Origin of the sequence: Brucella tritici (assembly GCF_008932285.1) — a bacterium.
Lineage (GTDB): Bacteria > Pseudomonadota > Alphaproteobacteria > Rhizobiales > Rhizobiaceae > Brucella > Brucella tritici.
On sequence record NZ_WBVY01000001.1, the window covers coordinates 688,852 to 708,012 of the forward strand.

Here is a 19,161-nt window from a genome sequence, read left to right on the forward strand (position 1 = left end):
CCTTCTCCTTAATTAGTTCTAGCCGGATTACCGGTCTTAATATTGGTCTTCGTAGCGCTTTGCGAGATCTTCGATATTTTCCGGCGGCCAGGACGGGATTTCCATACCGAGATGGAGACCCATCGATGCCAGAACTTCCTTGATCTCGTTGAGCGACTTGCGGCCGAAATTCGGAGTCCGCAGCATCTCGGCTTCCGTCTTCTGGATCAGATCGCCGATGTAGACGATGTTGTCGTTCTTCAGGCAGTTTGCCGAACGGACGGACAGTTCGAGTTCGTCCACCTTCTTGAGCAGAGCCGGGTTGAAAGCCAGTTCCGCAACCTGTTCCTGCGGAGCTTCCTTCTGAGGCTCTTCGAAGTTGACGAAGATCGCCAGCTGGTCCTGGAGAATACGAGCAGCATATGCCACTGCGTCTTCACCGCTGACCGAGCCGTTTGTCTCGATGTTCAGCGTCAGCTTGTCATAATCGAGAACCTGACCTTCACGGGTGTTCTCGATCTTGTACGACACCTTGCGAACCGGAGAGTAGAGGCTGTCAACCGGGATAAGCCCGATCGGAGCATCTTCTGCGCGGTTGCGGTCGGCAGGCACATAGCCCTTGCCGGTGTTGACGGTGAATTCCATACGGATTTCAGCGCCTTCATCCAGCGTGCAGATGACGTGATCCGGGTTGAGAATCTCGACATCGCCGACAGTCTGAATATCGCCAGCCGTAACAACGCCTGGGCCTTCCTTGCGGACGACCATGCGCTTCGGGCCCTCGCCTTCCATACGGATGGCGATTTCCTTGACGTTCAGAACGATATCCGTAACGTCTTCGCGGACGCCCGGGATCGAAGAGAATTCATGCAGAACGCCATCAATCTGAATGGCGGTCACGGCAGCGCCGCGAAGCGACGACAGAAGCACGCGACGCAAAGCATTACCGAGCGTCAGACCAAAGCCGCGTTCCAGCGGTTCAGCAACGACGGTTGCATGCGTGCGGGAGCCGTTGGTGATGAATTCCACCTTGTTCGGCTTGATGAGTTCCTGCCAGTTCTTCTGGATCATGTAAGTATCCCTCTATCAATCGTCGCTACCATCCTATCGTAGCGATCAAGTGTAGAAACCGCAGAGGAGCCCCGAACTTGAAAAGCCCGAGGCTCGTACGGCATGTGAACGAGGATTAGACCCGGCGCTTCTTGCGCGGACGGCAACCGTTGTGCGGGATCGGCGTAACATCGCGGATCGACGTGATCACAAAGCCGGCAGCCTGAAGGGCGCGCAGCGCAGATTCACGGCCAGAGCCCGGTCCGCAAACCTCGACTTCGAGGGAGCGCATGCCGTGTTCCTGTGCCTTCTTGGCGCAATCTTCAGCAGCGATCTGAGCGGCGAACGGGGTCGACTTACGCGAACCCTTGAAACCCTGAGCACCGGCAGACGACCAGGCAATCGCATTGCCCTGAGCATCCGTGATGGTGATCATGGTGTTGTTGAACGTCGAATTTACGTGGGCAACGCCCGACGAGATGTTTTTACGCTCGCGACGGCGAACGCGCGTGGCTTCCTTGGCCATGACAGTCCTTTCAATCGATCTCTACACCGCCGTAATTCCAGCGGCTACACCGGTCCTCAAGAAAGGACCAGCATCAAACCCAACCGGCGCACCGGAAAGGCCCGACGGAACATATGTCCCGTCGAAATTACTTCTTCTTGCCTGCGATTGCCTTCGCCGGACCCTTACGGGTACGTGCGTTGGTGTGCGTGCGCTGGCCGCGAACCGGCAGCGAACGACGATGACGCAGACCGCGGTAGCAGCCCAGGTCCATCAGGCGCTTGATGTTCATCGAAACTTCACGACGCAGGTCACCTTCGACCTGGTAGTCAGCATCGATTGCTTCGCGGATCTGAAGGACTTCAGCATCCGACAGCTGGTTAACGCGACGATCGTCAGCAATGCCGACCTTCGTTACGATTTCCCGAGCAAATTTCGGTCCGATCCCGTGGATGTACTGAAGCGCAATAACAACGCGCTTGTTCGTCGGGATGTTGACGCCAGCGATACGTGCCACGTCTGTTCTCCTTGAGTTATAAAAATTTCCATCTGGCAGATGCGATCAACCAGACAGCATTAAACGACCGGTACCGGCCTCTTTCGATTTCCGCCGATACCCGCCATTCAAAACCAGTTGAAGTGGCGCAGTCTTTGACGGAATCGCCCGAAAAAGTCAACTCTTAACTGTCCGTAAAGCCATCAAACCGACCTGACAGACAACTAAGCTGACTTCTGGAAGCAATAAACGGGCAGAAAACGCTTCACGCTTTCCCTGCCCGTAATGGAATGAGGCTTCTGCAAGCCCCGTCTATTTTCATGCCGGAACCAGAATTCTCTCGATTTCGGCAGTAACTTCTTCAACCGGCGCCATACCGTTGATGACGCGTAGCTCACCTGTCCCGGCATAATAGCTCGAAAGCGGCGAAGTCTTTTCGCGATATTCGACGAGACGCTTGCGGAAAGCTTCTGGATTGTCGTCCGAACGGACCTGACCACCCTTGGCAATCGTTTCAGCCACGCGGCTCTCCATCCGCTTGACCAGAGCATTCTCGTCAACCTTCAGCTCAATGACTGCATCAAGCTTGAGGCCCTTTCCCGCCAGCATGGTTCCCAGAGCCTGAGCCTGGGGAACCGTGCGCGGATAACCGTCGAGGATGAAACCGTTCGCGCAATCTGGAGCATCAATGCGCTCCGATACGATCTGGTTCACGATCTCGTCGGAAACCAGTTGCCCGGCATCCATCACGGCCTTGGCGCGCTTCCCGATCTCGCTCTGCTGGGCGACCGCTGCACGCAGCATGTCGCCGGTCGAAAGCTGAGGAATTCCATGCTTCTTGGTAAGAAGTCCAGCCTGCGTCCCCTTACCTGCTCCGGGCGGCCCAAGAAGTATCAGTCTCATTTATTGCGTTTCCCACCTCTGAGTTTGGACTTCTTGATCAGCCCTTCATACTGATGGGCGATCAGATGCCCCTGAATTTGCGCAACCGTGTCGAGCGTCACGCTCACAACGATCAGCAGCGAAGTGCCACCAAGATAGAACGGCACACCGGTTGCGGAAATCAGGAATTCCGGCAGGAGACAGACAAGCACGATATAGATAGCGCCGACAACAGTGATGCGTGTCAGCACATAGTCTATGTATTCGGCGGTACGCTCACCCGGACGAATGCCCGGAATAAAGCCGGAATGCTTCTTGAGCTGGTCAGCGGTGTCCTTGGGATTGAACACAATGGCCGTGTAGAAGAAGCAGAAGAATGCCATCAATGCAGCATAGAACAGCATGTAAAGCGGCTGACCATGACCAAGTGCATTGAGAATGGTGGTTGCCCAGGCAGGCATTTCCGTCGTGTTGGCGAAGCCTGCAACAGTCGCGGGCAAAAGCAGCAGCGACGAGGCAAAAATCGGAGGAATGACGCCTGCGGTATTGAGCTTCAGCGGCAGATGCGACGTATCGCCCTGGAACATGCGGTTGCCGACCTGACGCTTCGGATACTGGATCAGAAGGCGCCGCTGTGCACGTTCAACGAAAACGATGACCGCAATCAGCACGACGGCAAGAATGATAACGCCCAGAATAAGCCCCGTCGACAGCGCGCCGGTACGACCAAGTTCCAGCGTACCGGAAATAGCGTGCGGAAGGTTGGCCACGATACCGGAGAAGATGATCAGCGAGATACCGTTGCCGATACCGCGCGCTGTGATCTGCTCGCCGAGCCACATCAGGAACATCGTGCCACCGACAAGGGTGATCACCGACGAAACGATGAAGAACGGACCCGGATTCGTGACAATTCCATTACCGGACTGCAAACCGACCGAAATCGCGTAGGCCTGCACAAGTGCCAGGAGCACCGTGCCGTAACGCGTGTACTGATTGATGATCTTGCGACCCGCCTCGCCTTCCTTCTTCAGCGCTTCAAGCGACGGCACAACGGACGTCATGAGCTGCACGATAATGGAGGCAGAGATATAAGGCATGATGCCGAGCGCGAAAATGGCCATACGACCAACGGCGCCACCGGCGAACATGTTGAAAAGTCCGAGCACACCCTGGCTATGCTGCTGGAAAGCCTGCGCAAGCGCGTCAGGATTGATGCCGGGAAGCGGAATATAGGTGCCGAACCGGTATACGAGCAAAGCACCCAGCGTGAACCAGATGCGCTTCTTGAGTTCTTCTGCCTTCGAGAAAGCCGAAAAATTGAGATTGGAAACTAGCTGTTCAGCAGCCGATGCCATTAAATTTCTCCGGTGAAAAGTCTCCGGTCCTCCGCCCCCGTCAGCGCAATCTATAGCGGTCGCGCCTCGAGACTAAAAAGACCCTACCCAGATATGCGCATTGGCATAAATGTGCAAGCGGCGGCACTAAGGCCGCCGCTTTTTATTTTTGTATCGAAGCCTTATTCGGCAGCGGCTTCAGGAAGCTTGATGCTACCGCCAGCCTTTTCGATCTTTTCGACCGCGGCCTTGGAAGCACCGGCTACCTCGAAAGCAACCTTTGCCTTCAGTTCGCCGTCCGAAAGGATGCGAACGCCGTCCTTGGCACGACGAATCACGCCAGCAGCCTTCAGCGAATCGAGGTTCACAACAGCCTTGGCGTCGAGCTTGCCTGCATCGATAGCTGCCTGAATACGGCCAAGCGATACAACGTTGAAGCTCTTTGCGAAGATGTTGGTGAAGCCGCGCTTCGGCAGACGGCGGTAGATTGGCATCTGGCCGCCTTCAAAGCCATTGATCGCGACGCCCGAACGGGACTTCTGACCCTTGACACCACGACCACCGGTCTTGCCGGTGCCCGAACCGATACCACGGCCAACGCGCTTGCGCGCCTTGACAGAACCTGGCTTGTCACGCAGATCGTTGAGTTTCATATCTCTATCTCCCTGCGCTATCACGCCTCGTCCACAACTCGAACGAGGTGTGGAAGCTTGGCGATCATGCCACGAACTGCCGGAGTATCTTCCAGCGTGCTGCGGCGGTGCATTTTATTAAGACCCAGACCGATCAGCGTTGCGCGCTGCTCGGCTGGACGACGGATTGGGCTTCCGATCTGCTCGACCGTAACCGTCTTGCCCTTCTTCTCAGCCATCACTCAAATCCCTTGTCTATGGCGTATCCGGTGGCCATTTAATTCGCAGTTCCAAACGCAAAACCGCTTCACACTTTTGCTGGAACTGCGTGGCCCCGGACTAACACAAACTATCGGCTATTCTTCCGAACCGACCACATCATGGCGGCGAGCCTGAAGGGTCGAGTACTTGATGCCGCGCTGTGCAGCGATGTCCTTCGGATGCATCTGATGCGTCAGAGCATCGAACGTCGCACGAACCATGTTGTAAGGGTTCGACGAACCGAGCGACTTGGCAACAACGTCCTGAACGCCGAGCGTTTCGAACACTGCACGCATCGGACCACCGGCGATGATACCCTTACCAGCTGGAGCTGCGCGAAGCAGAACCTTGCCAGCGCCGTGACGGCCTTCAACATCGTGATGCAGCGTACGGCCCGAACGCAGCGGTACGAAGATCATGTCGCGCTTGGCAGCTTCCGTAGCCTTACGGATAGCTTCCGGCACTTCACGAGCCTTGCCATGACCGAAGCCTACGCGGCCCTTCTGGTCGCCAACAACGACGAGCGCAGCAAAACCGAAGCGACGGCCGCCCTTGACGACCTTAGCAACACGGTTGATGTGAACGAGCTTATCGACGAATTCGCTGTCGCGCTCCTCACGGCCGCGATCTTCGCGGTTACGTTCTCTCTGTGCCATATCCTGATTTCCTTTTTCTTTTCCGGAAGCACAAAATGCTATTAGAAGCTCAGTCCGCCTTCGCGGGCAGCTTCGGCGAGAGCCTTCACGCGGCCGTGGTAAATGAATGCACCACGGTCGAACACTACTTCGCTGACGCCTGCTTTAACGGCACGCTCGGCAACCAGCTTGCCAACTGCAGCTGCTGCTGCGGAGTCGGCGCCGGTCTTGAGCTTGCCCTTCAGGTCGCCATCCAGGGTCGAAGCAGCTGCGATGGTAACACCGCGAACGTCGTCGATAACCTGAACGTAGATGTTCTTGGAAGAGCGGTGCACGCTGAGACGCGGACGGCCGTTTGCAACAGCCTTGACCTGACGGCGTACACGAGCAGCGCGACGCTGCAAAGTTTCTTTTGGCGATGCCATGACGCGCTTCCCTTACTTCTTCTTGCCTTCTTTGCGGACGATCTTCTCGCCAGCATACTTGACGCCCTTGCCCTTGTAAGGCTCGGGGCCGCGATATTCGCGGATCTCAGCCGCGACCTGACCGACCTGCTGCTTGTCGATACCGGTGACGACGATTTCCGTCGGCTTCGGAACGGCAACAGTAATGCCGGCAGGCACGTCGTAGACCACTTCGTGGCTGAAGCCGAGCGAAAGCTGCAGATTCTTGCCCTGCATGGCAGCGCGGTAACCGACGCCGCTGATTTCGAGCTTCTTTTCGAAGCCGTCCTTCACGCCAACAAAAATGTTGGAGATCATCGTGCGGGACATGCCCCACTTCGAACGAGCTTCCTTCGACTGGTCGCGCGGATCGACGCTGACAGCGCCGTCTTCCATCTTGACCAGAACTTCATCGTGCACGACGAAGGAGAGTTCACCCTTCGCGCCCTTGGCCTTGACGATCTGCCCATCAACACTGGCGGTCACGCCTGCCGGGACCGGCACGGGTTTTTTACCGATACGAGACATTTTAATACCTGTCTTTTATCTGTTCGCTGTCAACCGCATCAGAAGATGCGGCAGAGCAGCTCACCACCAACGTTTTGTTCACGGGCTTCATGATCCGCCATCACGCCCTTCGGCGTGGAGAGGATCGAGATGCCGAGGCCGTTCGCGACCTGCGGGATCGACTTGACCGATACGTAAACGCGACGGCCAGGCTTCGATACGCGGCTGATCTCACGGATAACCGGAACACCTTCGTAGTACTTCAGTTCGATTTCGATCTCGGCCTTGCCGTTCACGAATTCACTCTGCGTGTATCCGCGGATGTAGCCTTCGGACTGAAGGACATCAAGAACGCGAGCGCGCAGCTTGGAAGCCGGGGTCGTAACCTTCGTCTTCTTGCGGCCTACTGCGTTACGAATACGGGTCAGCATGTCGCCGATAGGATCTGACACAGACATATGCTACTCCTTACCAGCTCGACTTGACGATGCCCGGGATCTGACCGAGCGAACCCAACTGACGGAGCGCAATACGCGACATCTTCAGTTTACGGTAATAACCACGCGGACGGCCCGAAACTTCGCAACGATTGCGAATACGAACCTTCGATGAATTGCGCGGCAGTTCGGCAAGCCGGATAGTGGCGCGGAAGCGCTCCTCCAGCGGAAGGCCCTGATCCATTACGATCGCCTTCAGACGTGCACGCTTATCAGCATGACGCTTAACCAACTTTTCGCGGCGCTTGTTTTTTTCGACTGCGCTAGTCTTGGCCATATTAATATACCTCGCTACGCTTGCCGTTACTGCCGGAAGGGGAAGTTGAATGCACGCAGAAGAGCGCGCGCTTCATCATCCGTCTTGGCGGTCGTGCAAACGATGATGTCCATGCCCCAGATCTGATCAACCTTATCGTAGTTGATTTCCGGAAACACGATGTGCTCCTTGATGCCCATGGCATAGTTGCCACGTCCGTCAAAGCTCTTCGGGTTCAGGCCGCGGAAGTCGCGAACGCGAGGAAGAGCGATCGTGATAAAACGATCAAGGAATTCGTACATGCGATCCTGGCGAAGGGTAACCTTCGTGCCGATCGGCATGCCTTCACGCAACTTGAACGTTGCGATCGAGTTACGGGCGCGGGTGATAACAGCCTTTTGACCAGCAATCAAGCCAAGGTCTTCAGCAGCTACAGCCGGCTTCTTGGAGTCGCCAGTGGCTTCGCCAACGCCCATGTTGAGGACAACCTTCGTGATGCGCGGAATCTGCATCTCGTTGTCGTATTTGAATTCTTCAAGCAGAGCCTTACGAATGTTCTCATTGTAAAGCTTCTTGAAGCGGGGAAGTGCCTTAGCTTCAGCCATCGATCAGCGCTCCAGAACGTTTTGCGACACGAACCTTCTTGCCGTCCTCGACGCGGAAACCGACGCGGGTCGGCTTGCCGTCCTTGGGGTCAGCAATTGCCAGGTTGGACAGGTGAATCGGCGCTTCCTTGGAGATAATGCCGGCTTCCTGGGTCTGGGTCTGACGCTGATGACGCTTCACAATGTTGATACCGCGAACGAGCGCCTGCTCGTCCTTTGGCATAACCTTGAGAACTTCGCCTTTACGGCCCTTGTCCTTACCGGACAGCACGACAACGCTGTCGCCTTTGCGAATCTTCTGCATCGTCTTGCTTCCTTACAGAACTTCCGGGGCCAGCGAGATGATCTTCATGTGGTTCTTTGCGCGGAGTTCGCGCGGAACCGGTCCGAAGATACGCGTGCCGATCGGCTCTTTCTTGTTATCGATGAGAACGGCTGCATTGTTATCGAAACGAATAACGCTGCCGTCCGGACGACGGATGTCCTTGGCGGTGCGTACAACAACCGCCTTCATCACGTCACCCTTTTTGACGCGGCCGCGCGGAATAGCTTCCTTGATCGACACCACAATGATGTCGCCAACGGAAGCGTAACGCCGCTTCGAGCCGCCCAGCACCTTGATGCACATGACACGACGTGCGCCGGAGTTATCCGCCACGTCGAGGTTTGTTTGCATCTGAATCATGACTGGCCGCCTTCTTTCCTCTCAGCTGGTTAAGGGCTCCTGCCCTACCTAAGCTGCGTGTTTATAATTTAGCCTGCTGCTTCGTTCGTCAGAACGACCCAGCGTTTGTCCTTCGAGATTGGAGCCGATTCCTGAATGGAAACGAGATCACCAACCTTGAACTGGTTGTTTTCGTCATGCGCCTTGTACTTCTTAGACTGACGCACGGTCTTCTGGAGGAGCGGATGCGAATAGCGGCGCTCAACCTTGACCACAACAGTCTTGTCATTCTTGTCGCTGACGACAACGCCCTGCAGAACGCGTTTAGGCATTATATTCTTCCTTATGCCTTGCTTGCGGCCGCCTTCTGGCGGGCAATAGTCTTAATACGCGCGATGTCGCGGCGAACCTGCTTCACGCGCGCGGTTTTTTCGAGCTGGCCGGTGGCCTTCTGAAAGCGCAGATTGAACTGCTCTTTCTTCAGGGTGCCCAGCTCGTCATTCAGTTGATCGAGGCTCTTCGCCCGAACGTCTGCGGCTTTCATAGTTGCCTCTCTCTTATTCAGCAATGCGCTGGATAAAGCGCGTCTTGATCGGCAACTTTGCTGCGCCGAGTCTGAGGGCTTCGCGTGCCACATCTTCGGGTACGCCGTCAAGCTCAAACATCACGCGACCTGGTGCCACACGGCATGCCCAGTAGTCAACCGAACCCTTACCTTTACCCATACGGACTTCGGTAGGCTTCGACGTAACTGGCAGGTCAGGGAAGATGCGGATCCACACGCGACCGGCACGCTTCATGTGACGGGTGATCGCGCGGCGGGCCGCTTCGATCTGACGTGCAGTGACGCGTTCCGGCTCAACGGCCTTCAAACCGAATGCACCGAAATTCAGATCCGTGCCGCCTTTCGAGTTGCCGTGAATACGGCCCTTGAACTGCTTGCGGAACTTGGTGCGCTTAGGCTGCATCATTGTTCTCTACTCCAAATTTCTCGCCCGCGGCCCGCTTTTTAAGCGTTTTCGCGGCGGCGGTTCGACGAGGAACCCTGATTGTCACCCTCGACCGCACGACGCTCGGAAGCCATCGGATCGTGTTCAAGGATCTCGCCCTTGAAGACCCAAACCTTCACGCCGCAGATACCATAAGCGGTCTTCGCTTCTGCCGTGCCGTAGTCGATATCGGCGCGAAGCGTATGAAGCGGAACGCGACCTTCACGGTACCATTCCATGCGAGCGATTTCCGCGCCACCCAGACGACCCGAGCAGTTGATACGGATACCTTCGGCTCCAAGACGCATTGCCGACTGAACAGCACGCTTCATGGCGCGACGGAATGCCACACGGCGTTCGAGCTGCTGAGCGATCGACTGAGCGATCAGCGTAGCGTCGATTTCCGGCTTGCGAACTTCAACGATGTTGAGCGACGTATCGGCATTGGTCATCTCGGAAAGCTTCTTGCGGAGCTTTTCGATATCTGCACCCTTCTTGCCGATGATGATGCCCGGACGAGCCGAATGGATCGTCACGCGGCACTTCTTGTGCGGACGCTCGATCACGATCTTGGAGATCGCAGCCTGCTTCAGTTCCTCGGTGAGGAATTCGCGGATCTTGACATCTTCATGCAGCAGCTTGCCGTACTCACCGGTATTCGCGTACCAACGCGAATCCCAGGTGCGGTTGATGCCGAGACGAAGACCGATCGGATTAATCTTCTGACCCATTATGCGGCCTCCCCTTTTTCCGCGACTTCGCGGACAACAATGGTGAGATGCGAAAACGGCTTCTCGATACGGCTTGCACGGCCACGACCACGGACGTGGAAGCGCTTCATGACGATCGACTTGCCAACATAGGCTTCGGCGACGATCAGAGAATCGACGTCGAGGTCATGGTTGTTTTCTGCGTTCGCAATTGCGGACTGGAGCGTCTTCTTAACCGTATCGGCGATCCGCTTGCGCGAGAACGTCAGATCGGCAAGTGCCGCATTCACCTTCTTGCCGCGAATCATGCTCGCAACAAGGTTCAGCTTCTGCGGGCTGACGCGCAGCGTACGGGCAACAGCTTGCGCTTCGTTGTCCTTGAGCTGACGGGGAGCTTTAGCCTTGCCCATCGTTACTTCCTCTTCGACTTCTTGTCCGCGCCGTGACCGTAATAGGTACGCGTAGGCGCGAATTCACCGAACTTGTGTCCGACCATTTCTTCCGAAACCGACACCGGCACATGCTTGTTGCCGTTGTAGACGCCGAAAGTCAGACCGACAAACTGCGGCAGGATGGTGGAGCGGCGGCTCCACATCTTGATAACTTCATTACGACCGCCTTCGCGTACCTTCTCAGCCTTCTTGAGAAGATAGCCGTCGACAAACGGACCTTTCCAAACTGAACGAGCCACTTTAGACTACCTCTCTTACTTCTTGCGCTGATGGCGCGAACGCATGATGAACTTGTCGGTCGACTTGTTCGAACGCGTCTTCTTGCCCTTCGTAGGCTTGCCCCACGGAGTAACAGGGTGACGACCACCCGAAGTACGACCTTCACCACCACCATGCGGGTGATCGACCGGGTTCATTGCAACGCCGCGAACGTGCGGGCGCTTGCCACGCCATACCGAACGACCGGCCTTGCCGTCATTGATATTGCCGTGGTCCGGGTTGGATACTGCGCCGACCGAAGCGAAGCAGGCACCTGGAACCAGACGCTGTTCGCCAGAGTTGAGGCGCAGAATGGCCATGCCCTGATCGCGACCGACGAGCTGGGCGTAGGTGCCAGCCGAACGAGCGATCTGACCGCCCTTGCCCGGCTTCAGCTCGACATTGTGAATGATCGTGCCAACCGGCATGGAAGCGAGCGGCATTGCGTTGCCCGGCTTCACATCGACAGCATTGCCTGCAACAACCTTGTCGCCAACAGCAAGACGCTGCGGTGCCAGGATGTATGCCAGTTCGCCGTCTTCGTAACGGATCAGCGCGATGAACGCGGTGCGGTTCGGATCGTATTCCAGACGCTCGACGGTGCCGACGACGTCAAGCTTGCGACGCTTGAAGTCGATGAAACGGTACGAACGCTTGTGACCGCCGCCCTGAAAGCGAACAGTGATACGACCGGTGTTGTTGCGGCCACCCTTCTTGGACAGACCTTCGGTCAGGGACTTGACCGGCTTGCCCTTGTAGAGTTCCGAACGGTCCACGATGACCAGCTGACGCTGGCCTGGCGTGATCGGATTAAAATGCTTGAGTGCCATTGTCTCTTACTCCATGGCCTCTCAGAGACCGGTCGAAACGTCGATGCTCTGGCCTTCGGCCAAAGTAACGATCGCTTTCTTGACGTCGCTCTGGCGCCCGATAAGGCCGCGGAACCGCTTGACCTTACCCTTGCGCACTGCAGTGTTGACTGCGGTAACCTTGACGCCGAACAGCGCTTCGACTGCAGCCTTGATTTCCGGCTTCGTTGCCTTGCGGGCTACGTTGAAGACAACCTGGTTGTGTTCGGAAACCATGGTGGACTTCTCGGTGATAACCGGGCTGACGATCACGTCGTAATGGCGAAGATCAGTCATTTGAAACGCTCCTCAAGGGCTTCGACAGCCGCCTTGGAAAGAACGAGCTTGCCGCGGCGAAGAATGTCGTAAACATTGATCCCCTGCACCGGCAGAACGTCGATGTTCGGGATGTTCGAAGCCGCGCGCTGGAAGTTCACGTCGATCTCTGCACCGCCGATGACGAGTGCATTTTCAAGACCGAGCTTGGCGAACTGCGAAACAAGCTGCTTCGTCTTGGCTTCCGTTGCAGCCAGATCATCGATGATGATCAGGTCAGATGCCTTTGCCTTTGCAGACAGGGCATGACGCAGGCCAAGAGCGCGAACCTTCTTCGGCAGATCGTGATCGTGCGAACGGACAACCGGTCCATGAGCCTGACCACCGCCGCGGAACTGCGGAGCGCGAGCGGAATGGTGACGAGCGCGGCCCGTACCCTTCTGCTTGTACATCTTGGCGCCGGTGCGGCTTACGTCGCCACGGCCCTGAGCCTTATGGGAGCCCTGCTGGCGGCGAGCCAGCTGCCAGCGCACAACGCGCTGAAGAATGTCGTCACGCGGGTCGAGGCCGAAGATTTCTTCGTTCAGCTTGACCTTGCCGGCATCCTTGCCTTCAAGAGTGGTAATCGTGAGATCCATTATTCGGCTCCCTCAGTCGCGACAGCTTCAGCCTTCGCGGCACCTGCACGCAGAGCGGCCGGCTTCGGCGCGTTCTCAGGCAGCGAGACCTTTACCGCGTCGCGCACGATGATCCAGGCGCCCTTGGAGCCCGGAACCGCACCGCGAACCAGAATGAGGCCGCGATCGCTGTCCGTCGAGACAACTTCAATATTCTGCGTGGTTACGCGGGTCTGGCCCATGTGACCAGCCATCTTCTTGCCCTTGAACACCTTACCCGGGTCCTGACGCTGACCGGTCGAGCCGTGAGCGCGGTGGGTAATGGAGTTACCATGGGAAGCGCGATGACCGGCGAAGTTATGACGCTTCATAACACCAGCAAAGCCCTTACCAATCGAAGTACCCGTCACGTCGACCTTCTGGCCGGCGACGAAGTGTTCGGCGGTGATTTCAGCGCCGACTTCGAGGAGGTTGTCCGGCGAAACGCGGAATTCCGCGACCTTCGCCTTCGGCTCGACCTCGGCCTTCGCGAAATGACCGCGCATAGCCTTGGACGTGTTCTTTACCTTGGCAAGTCCAACGCCAAGCTGAACAGCCGTGTAACCGTTCTTTTCAACTGTACGCTGAGCTACCACGTGGCAATTCTCCATGCGGAGAACCGTCACCGGCACATGCTCGCCGGCGTCGTTATAGACGCGGGTCATGCCCAGCTTCTGTGCAATAACACCTGAACGCATCGGGTTCGTTCCTTCCGTCCTCAAGCCGATTAAAGCTTGATCTCGACATCGACACCGGCGGAAAGATCGAGCTTCATCAGCGCGTCCACCGTCTGCGGGGTCGGGTCAACGATATCGAGAAGACGCTTGTGCGTGCGCATCTCGAACTGCTCGCGGCTCTTCTTGTCGATGTGCGGCGACCGGTTAACTGTGAACTTTTCGATCCGCGTTGGAAGCGGGATCGGTCCGCGCACATTTGCACCGGTACGCTTGGCAGTCGACACGATTTCCCGCGTCGAAGCGTCAAGGATCCGATGATCAAACGCCTTAAGGCGAATGCGGATGTTTTGACCGTTCATTTCATCTGTTCCTTGTTACGCGGGAACGCTCGCTCCAAAGCGAGCGTTCCTGCACAAACCTTCATTACTCGATGATCGAGGAGACGATGCCTGCACCGACGGTGCGGCCGCCTTCACGGATAGCGAAGCGGAGCTTCTCTTCCATTGCGATCGGCACGATCAGGGTGACGTCCATAGCGACGTTGTCGCCAGGCATAACCATTTCCGTGCCTTCCGGCAGCGTGACAACACCGGTCACGTCCGTCGTGCGGAAGTAGAACTGCGGACGGTAGTTCGTGAAGAACGGCGTATGACGGCCACCTTCGTCCTTGGTCAGAATATAGGCTTCTGCCTTGAACTTGGTGTGCGGCTTCACAGAACCCGGCTTGCAGAGAACCTGGCCGCGTTCAACGTCTTCACGGCCAACGCCGCGGATCAGAGCGCCGATGTTGTCGCCAGCCTGGCCCTGGTCGAGCAGCTTGCGGAACATTTCAACGCCGGTAACCGTCGTCTTCGTCGTTGCCTTGATGCCAACGATTTCAACTTCTTCACCAACCTTGACGATACCGCGCTCAACGCGACCCGTCACAACCGTACCACGGCCCGAGATCGAGAAAACGTCTTCGATCGGCATCAGGAACGGCTGGTCGATCGGACGTTCCGGGGTCGGAATGTAGTCGTCAACAGCGGCCATCAGCGAACGAACGGCGTCTTCGCCCAGTTCCTTCGAAGAATCTTCCAGAGCAGCAAGAGCCGAGCCCTTGATGATCGGAACTTCATCGCCCGGGAAGTCGTACTTCGACAGAAGTTCGCGAACTTCCAGTTCAACCAGTTCGAGCAGTTCTGCATCGTCAACCTGGTCGCACTTGTTCAGGAATACGACGATTGCCGGAACGCCAACCTGACGAGCGAGCAGGATGTGCTCACGGGTCTGCGGCATCGGGCCGTCAGCAGCCGAAACAACCAGGATCGCGCCGTCCATCTGCGCAGCACCGGTGATCATGTTCTTCACATAGTCAGCGTGACCTGGGCAGTCGACGTGTGCATAGTGACGGTTCGGCGTTTCATACTCGACGTGTGCCGTCGAGATCGTGATGCCGCGGGCGCGCTCTTCAGGAGCGGCGTCGATCTGGTCATACGCCTTGAACTCGCCGAAAAACTTCGTGATTGCTGCCGTCAGCGACGTCTTGCCATGGTCAACGTGACCAATCGTGCCGATGTTAACGTGGGGCTTCGTACGTTCAAACTTACTCTTTGCCATTTGAGCTCTCCGTAAATTTAGCCTGCTCAGGCATTCTTTTAATTGGGAGCGTGACCCTTAGATCACGCAAACTTCTTCTGGATTTCCTGTGCGACCGCCGTCGGAACCGGCTCATAATGGTCGAACTGCATCGTGTACTGTGCACGGCCCTGGGACATCGAACGCAGGTTGTTCACGTAGCCAAACATGTTGGCGAGCGGAACGTTTGCATTGACGACCGTGGCGATGCCGCGGGCTTCGGTGCCGGAAATCTGACCGCGACGCGAGTTCAGATCGCCGATAACGTCACCAACGTAATCTTCCGGCGTAACAACCTCGACCTTCATGATCGGTTCGAGGAGCTGGGCGCCAGCCTTCTGCGCACCTTCACGGAACGCTGCACGGGACGCGATTTCGAAGGCGAGAACAGACGAGTCAACGTCATGGTATGCGCCGTCGATCAGGGTGGCCTTCACGCCGAGCATCGGGAAGCCTGCCAGCGGGCCTGCACCCATGACGCTTTCGATACCCTTCTGGACACCCGGAATGTATTCCTTCGGAACCGAGCCGCCGACGATCTTCGATTCGAAGATGAAATCGTCGCCATCATGCGGTTCGAAGATGATCTTCACGCGAGCGAACTGACCCGAACCACCCGACTGCTTCTTGTGGGTGTAATCGATTTCAGCCTGACGGGTGATCGATTCACGATAAGCAACCTGCGGAGCACCGACGTTGGCTTCAACCTTGAATTCGCGCTTCATGCGATCAACGAGAATGTCGAGGTGAAGTTCGCCCATGCCGGCGATGATGGTCTGACCGGATTCTTCGTCCGACTTGACCCGGAAGGAAGGATCTTCGGCAGCCAGACGATTGAGCGCGATGCCCATCTTTTCCTGGTCGGCCTTGGTCTTCGGTTCGATCGCGATTTCGATAACCGGATCCGGGAATTCCATGCGCTCAAGGATAACCGGCTTCAGCGGATCGCAGAGCGTATCGCCAGTGGTGGTTTCCTTGAGGCCAGCCAGAGCAACGATGTCGCCTGCAAAGGCTTCTTCGATGTCTTCACGGCTGTTGGAGTGCATCTGCAGCATACGGCCGATGCGCTCACGCTTGCCCTTGACGGTGTTTTCGAGCGAAACGCCCTTGGTCAGCTTGCCCGAATAGATACGAGCGAAGGTCAGCGAACCAACGAACGGATCGTTCATGATCTTGAATGCGAGCATCGAAAGCGGTGCTTCATCCGAAGATTCACGGGTGGTTTCGGTTTCCGTCTTGACGTCGATGCCCTTGATCGCAGGAACATCGGTCGGAGCCGGAAGGAATTCCACAACGGCGTCGAGAAGCGGCTGAACGCCACGGTTCTTGAACGCAGTACCGCAAAGGATCGGGTGGAACTTGACTTCGATGGTGCCCTTACGGATCAGCGCACGGAGCTGTTCATTCGTAGGCATGGTGCCTTCGAGATAAGCTTCCATGGCAGCTTCGTCGATTTCCACAGCCAGCTCGATGAGCTTTTCGCGGTATTCTTCAGCCTGATCCTTGAGGTGCTCAGGAATTTCACCAACGGTCGCAGCAGCGCCGATCGTGCCATCCCAGGTCAGAGCCTTCATTTCGATCAGGTCGATGACGCCTTCAAACTCGTTTTCAGCGCCGATCGGCAGCTGAACCGGAAGTGCTACTGCGCCAAGACGCGAACCGACCATTTCTACGCAACGGTAGAAATCGGCACCGATCTTGTCCATCTTGTTGACGAAGACCATACGCGGGACGTGGTACTTTTCAGCCTGACGCCACACGGTTTCGGTCTGAGGCTCAACGCCAGCGTTGGCGTCGAGCAGTGCAATTGCGCCGTCGAGAACGCGGAGCGAACGTTCAACTTCAATCGTGAAGTCGACGTGGCCCGGCGTGTCGATGATGTTGAAGCGGCGCTTCTTGCCATCCTGACCCTGCCAGAACGTGGTCGTGGCAGCGGACGTGATGGTGATACCGCGTTCCTGTTCCTGCTCCATCCAGTCCATGGTCGACGCACCATCGTGGGTTTCGCCGATCTTATGGTTCTTACCGGTATAGAACAGAATGCGCTCGGTCATCGTCGTCTTACCGGCGTCGATGTGAGCCATGATACCGAAATTGCGGTAGTCTTCGATTTTATATTCGCGGGCCATGATAGTCGCTCTTTGAATAGGTTTCGACGATTACCAGCGGTAATGCGAGAAGGCGCGGTTGGCTTCAGCCATGCGGTGCGTGTCTTCACGCTTCTTCACAGCAGAACCACGGTTGTTAGCAGCATCAAGCAGCTCACCGGAAAGACGATCGATCATCGTCGTCTCGTTACGGCCACGAGCAGCATTGATGAGCCAACGGATGGCAAGTGCCTGGCGGCGTTCTGGACGCACATCAACCGGAACCTGATAGGTTGCACCACCAACGCGGCGCGAACGGACTTCGATGTGCGGAGCTACGTTGTCGAGCGCCTGATGGAACAGCGCGACCGGCTCGGACTTGGCCTTGGCTTCGATTACATCGAGAGCACCGTAAACGATGCTTTCAGCAACCGACTTCTTGCCATGAAGCATGACTGCATTCATGAACTTCGTGATAACGAGATCGCCGAACTTCGGATCCGGATTGATCTCACGCTTCTCAGCCTTATGGCGTCTGGACATTTCGTCTCTTCTTTCAATTACATCGGGCTCAGCTCACCTTCTGGCGGCCGGTATCCCCGGAAAATCTTACTTCGGACGCTTTGCACCGTACTTCGAACGGCGCTGCTTGCGGTTCTTGACACCCTGGGTATCGAGAACGCCACGGATGATGTGGTAACGCACACCCGGCAAGTCCTTTACACGACCGCCGCGGATCATGACGACAGAGTGCTCCTGCAGGTTATGCCCTTCACCAGGGATATAACCGATGACTTCGAAGCCGTTCGTCAGACGAACCTTGGCAACCTTACGGAGAGCCGAGTTCGGCTTCTTCGGGGTCGTCGTGTAAACGCGGGTGCAAACGCCGCGCTTCTGAGGGTTTGCCTGCAGTGCAGGAACCTTATTGCGCTTTACCGGCGCAGTGCGCGGCTTGCGGATAAGCTGGTTTACGGTTGGCATACAACCTTCCTCTATAAAAAATCTCGTATCCACGCCCATACGGGCCGTTTCACCGCCATGCTGATGCACAAATTCGGGACAAGTCACGACAACCGGTGACCACCCCGAACAAAAGCAGAGGAAGCTGACGCTTCATGCGAACGGCAAGTTGCATTTCGATCGTAAAACGAACCCTGTTTGAGATGAACTTCAGGGCGCGTCGCCCCGAAAAAGCTTGTCTCACATCGGCTCAGATGGGCTGCTGATACGTCTTTAGCGACGTTTCGTCAAGGGCAGCGGATCAAGTTTCTTCAATGGAAGGCCCTAAACCGGCGTTTTGGCTTCGTCCGGACAGGTTGTTGCGCCGCATTTGACGTCTATTCGCTAATATTTCGCGATCAAAACCGTCATTTTCCTATGCAAGCATGGCGCAGCCACTCAGGTCAGGTTATTGAAGCACATCTGAGTCGAAACGCAACAGAATATTAAGGGTTTCTCAATGTCTTCCACATCCCCAGCAGCCGGCGACGATTCGCCGATCGTTCATCTCGTCATCGCTGACGTCTGGAACGAAGGTGAAGAATCTCCGGTTGAAGTGCACCTGCTTCTCAAATCGGACGAGAATGAAGATCTGGTCCAGACGGTCCTCAGCATTCTTGCTGAAGAAGGCTATCATGAAGCCGAGCTTCTCGAGATGGGCACACTGACCGAAGAGCCGGAAGAAGAACCGCACAAGAGCGCCTGGGCCACCGCGCTCACCGGCGAAGTCGCGCTGATCGAATTCGACGGCGACGACGAAGAAGAAGAATAAGCATCAGAAAAATGCCGGTTCCGACCGGCATTTTTTTAACTGCGCAAGGTCGCTTTGCACCTTTGCAATGA

Annotated in this window: 31 protein-coding genes; 1 reads left to right on the plus strand and 30 read right to left on the minus strand. The window is 56.5% G+C overall.

The window, feature by feature from the left end; genetic code table 11:
- Positions 1-36: 36 nt before the first annotated feature.
- From F9K94_RS03395 to rpsL, 30 genes are all read right to left on the minus strand, one after another.
- On the minus strand, positions 37-1,050 hold the full coding sequence (locus tag F9K94_RS03395; RefSeq protein ID WP_061346158.1) for a DNA-directed RNA polymerase subunit alpha: 1,014 nt from the start codon (positions 1,048-1,050) through the stop codon (positions 37-39).
- A 115-nt stretch (positions 1,051-1,165) separates the two neighbouring features.
- The gene (gene rpsK / locus F9K94_RS03400) at positions 1,166-1,555 is read right to left on the minus strand and encodes a 30S ribosomal protein S11 (RefSeq protein ID WP_002964339.1); all 390 of its coding nucleotides are present in this window, start codon (positions 1,553-1,555) and stop codon (positions 1,166-1,168) included.
- A 127-nt stretch (positions 1,556-1,682) separates the two neighbouring features.
- Complete coding sequence (gene rpsM, locus F9K94_RS03405) at positions 1,683-2,051, minus strand: 30S ribosomal protein S13 (RefSeq protein ID WP_006467002.1); 369 nt, start codon at positions 2,049-2,051, stop codon at positions 1,683-1,685.
- A gap of 297 nt (positions 2,052-2,348) precedes the next feature.
- Entirely contained in the window at positions 2,349-2,933 is a 585-nt protein-coding gene (locus tag F9K94_RS03410) for an adenylate kinase (RefSeq protein ID WP_010659927.1), read from the minus strand.
- A complete protein-coding gene (gene secY / locus F9K94_RS03415) occupies positions 2,930-4,270 on the minus strand; it encodes a preprotein translocase subunit SecY (RefSeq protein WP_061346157.1) in 1,341 nt (446 codons plus the stop codon). Before secY ends, F9K94_RS03410 begins: the two co-directional genes overlap by 4 nt.
- A 161-nt stretch (positions 4,271-4,431) precedes the next feature.
- Entirely contained in the window at positions 4,432-4,902 is a 471-nt protein-coding gene (gene rplO / locus F9K94_RS03420; RefSeq protein WP_061346156.1) for a 50S ribosomal protein L15, read from the minus strand.
- A 20-nt stretch (positions 4,903-4,922) separates the two neighbouring features.
- A complete protein-coding gene (gene rpmD, locus F9K94_RS03425; RefSeq protein WP_002967737.1) occupies positions 4,923-5,120 on the minus strand; it encodes a 50S ribosomal protein L30 in 198 nt (65 codons plus the stop codon).
- A gap of 117 nt (positions 5,121-5,237) precedes the next feature.
- The gene (gene rpsE, locus F9K94_RS03430; RefSeq protein WP_151643671.1) at positions 5,238-5,798 is read right to left on the minus strand and encodes a 30S ribosomal protein S5; all 561 of its coding nucleotides are present in this window, start codon (positions 5,796-5,798) and stop codon (positions 5,238-5,240) included.
- Between the two features lie 41 nt (positions 5,799-5,839).
- A complete protein-coding gene (gene rplR / locus F9K94_RS03435; RefSeq protein ID WP_010659924.1) occupies positions 5,840-6,202 on the minus strand; it encodes a 50S ribosomal protein L18 in 363 nt (120 codons plus the stop codon).
- A gap of 12 nt (positions 6,203-6,214) precedes the next feature.
- The gene (gene rplF, locus F9K94_RS03440; protein WP_010659923.1) at positions 6,215-6,748 is read right to left on the minus strand and encodes a 50S ribosomal protein L6; all 534 of its coding nucleotides are present in this window, start codon (positions 6,746-6,748) and stop codon (positions 6,215-6,217) included.
- Positions 6,749-6,786: 38 nt separating this feature from the next.
- The gene (rpsH, locus tag F9K94_RS03445) at positions 6,787-7,185 is read right to left on the minus strand and encodes a 30S ribosomal protein S8 (RefSeq protein ID WP_006467014.1); all 399 of its coding nucleotides are present in this window, start codon (positions 7,183-7,185) and stop codon (positions 6,787-6,789) included.
- Positions 7,186-7,195: 10 nt separating this feature from the next.
- Complete coding sequence (rpsN, locus tag F9K94_RS03450) at positions 7,196-7,501, minus strand: 30S ribosomal protein S14 (RefSeq protein ID WP_010659922.1); 306 nt, start codon at positions 7,499-7,501, stop codon at positions 7,196-7,198.
- A 26-nt stretch (positions 7,502-7,527) separates the two neighbouring features.
- Positions 7,528-8,085, minus strand: coding sequence for a 50S ribosomal protein L5 (gene rplE, locus F9K94_RS03455; RefSeq protein ID WP_010659921.1), 558 nt, complete (start codon positions 8,083-8,085; stop codon positions 7,528-7,530).
- Positions 8,078-8,389 carry a 50S ribosomal protein L24 gene (gene rplX, locus F9K94_RS03460; RefSeq protein WP_006467020.1) on the minus strand — a complete coding sequence of 104 codons (312 nt, stop codon included), beginning with the start codon at positions 8,387-8,389 and terminating at the stop codon, positions 8,078-8,080. Before rplX ends, rplE begins: the two co-directional genes overlap by 8 nt.
- Before the next feature lie 12 nt (positions 8,390-8,401).
- Positions 8,402-8,770 (minus strand): 50S ribosomal protein L14, encoded by a 369-nt coding sequence (gene rplN / locus F9K94_RS03465; protein WP_004683923.1) that lies wholly within the window; start codon positions 8,768-8,770, stop codon positions 8,402-8,404.
- Positions 8,771-8,838: 68 nt separating this feature from the next.
- Complete coding sequence (rpsQ, locus tag F9K94_RS03470) at positions 8,839-9,081, minus strand: 30S ribosomal protein S17 (RefSeq protein WP_010659919.1); 243 nt, start codon at positions 9,079-9,081, stop codon at positions 8,839-8,841.
- 11 nt (positions 9,082-9,092) lie between these two features.
- The gene (gene rpmC, locus F9K94_RS03475; RefSeq protein ID WP_006467022.1) at positions 9,093-9,293 is read right to left on the minus strand and encodes a 50S ribosomal protein L29; all 201 of its coding nucleotides are present in this window, start codon (positions 9,291-9,293) and stop codon (positions 9,093-9,095) included.
- Positions 9,294-9,306: 13 nt separating this feature from the next.
- Complete coding sequence (gene rplP / locus F9K94_RS03480) at positions 9,307-9,720, minus strand: 50S ribosomal protein L16 (RefSeq protein ID WP_006467023.1); 414 nt, start codon at positions 9,718-9,720, stop codon at positions 9,307-9,309.
- A gap of 38 nt (positions 9,721-9,758) precedes the next feature.
- Positions 9,759-10,469 carry a 30S ribosomal protein S3 gene (rpsC, locus tag F9K94_RS03485; protein WP_006467024.1) on the minus strand — a complete coding sequence of 237 codons (711 nt, stop codon included), beginning with the start codon at positions 10,467-10,469 and terminating at the stop codon, positions 9,759-9,761.
- Positions 10,469-10,858, minus strand: a complete 390-nt coding sequence (gene rplV, locus F9K94_RS03490; RefSeq protein WP_010659918.1) for a 50S ribosomal protein L22 — start codon at positions 10,856-10,858, stop codon at positions 10,469-10,471. Before rplV ends, rpsC begins: the two co-directional genes overlap by 1 nt.
- Before the next feature lie 2 nt (positions 10,859-10,860).
- A complete protein-coding gene (gene rpsS, locus F9K94_RS03495) occupies positions 10,861-11,139 on the minus strand; it encodes a 30S ribosomal protein S19 (RefSeq protein WP_006467026.1) in 279 nt (92 codons plus the stop codon).
- A gap of 15 nt (positions 11,140-11,154) precedes the next feature.
- Entirely contained in the window at positions 11,155-11,988 is an 834-nt protein-coding gene (rplB, locus tag F9K94_RS03500; RefSeq protein WP_061346155.1) for a 50S ribosomal protein L2, read from the minus strand.
- 21 nt (positions 11,989-12,009) lie between these two features.
- Positions 12,010-12,303, minus strand: coding sequence for a 50S ribosomal protein L23 (locus F9K94_RS03505; protein WP_006467028.1), 294 nt, complete (start codon positions 12,301-12,303; stop codon positions 12,010-12,012).
- Positions 12,300-12,920 carry a 50S ribosomal protein L4 gene (rplD, locus tag F9K94_RS03510; protein WP_010659915.1) on the minus strand — a complete coding sequence of 207 codons (621 nt, stop codon included), beginning with the start codon at positions 12,918-12,920 and terminating at the stop codon, positions 12,300-12,302. The genes F9K94_RS03505 and rplD overlap by 4 nt, the downstream gene beginning before the upstream one ends.
- Complete coding sequence (gene rplC / locus F9K94_RS03515) at positions 12,920-13,636, minus strand: 50S ribosomal protein L3 (protein ID WP_012091910.1); 717 nt, start codon at positions 13,634-13,636, stop codon at positions 12,920-12,922. Before rplC ends, rplD begins: the two co-directional genes overlap by 1 nt.
- 29 nt (positions 13,637-13,665) lie before the next feature.
- Entirely contained in the window at positions 13,666-13,974 is a 309-nt protein-coding gene (gene rpsJ, locus F9K94_RS03520) for a 30S ribosomal protein S10 (RefSeq protein ID WP_002964363.1), read from the minus strand.
- A gap of 64 nt (positions 13,975-14,038) precedes the next feature.
- Positions 14,039-15,214, minus strand: a complete 1,176-nt coding sequence (gene tuf, locus F9K94_RS03525) for an elongation factor Tu (RefSeq protein ID WP_061346149.1) — start codon at positions 15,212-15,214, stop codon at positions 14,039-14,041.
- Positions 15,215-15,276: 62 nt separating this feature from the next.
- Entirely contained in the window at positions 15,277-17,361 is a 2,085-nt protein-coding gene (gene fusA, locus F9K94_RS03530; RefSeq protein ID WP_010659911.1) for an elongation factor G, read from the minus strand.
- A gap of 30 nt (positions 17,362-17,391) precedes the next feature.
- Entirely contained in the window at positions 17,392-17,862 is a 471-nt protein-coding gene (gene rpsG, locus F9K94_RS03535) for a 30S ribosomal protein S7 (RefSeq protein ID WP_010659910.1), read from the minus strand.
- Positions 17,863-17,928: 66 nt separating this feature from the next.
- On the minus strand, positions 17,929-18,300 hold the full coding sequence (rpsL, locus tag F9K94_RS03540) for a 30S ribosomal protein S12 (protein ID WP_002964366.1): 372 nt from the start codon (positions 18,298-18,300) through the stop codon (positions 17,929-17,931).
- A gap of 478 nt (positions 18,301-18,778) precedes the next feature.
- On the opposite strand from rpsL, the gene F9K94_RS03545 reads away from it, so the two are divergent.
- Positions 18,779-19,090 (plus strand): hypothetical protein, encoded by a 312-nt coding sequence (locus F9K94_RS03545; protein WP_061346154.1) that lies wholly within the window; start codon positions 18,779-18,781, stop codon positions 19,088-19,090.
- Positions 19,091-19,161: the final 71 nt, after the last annotated feature.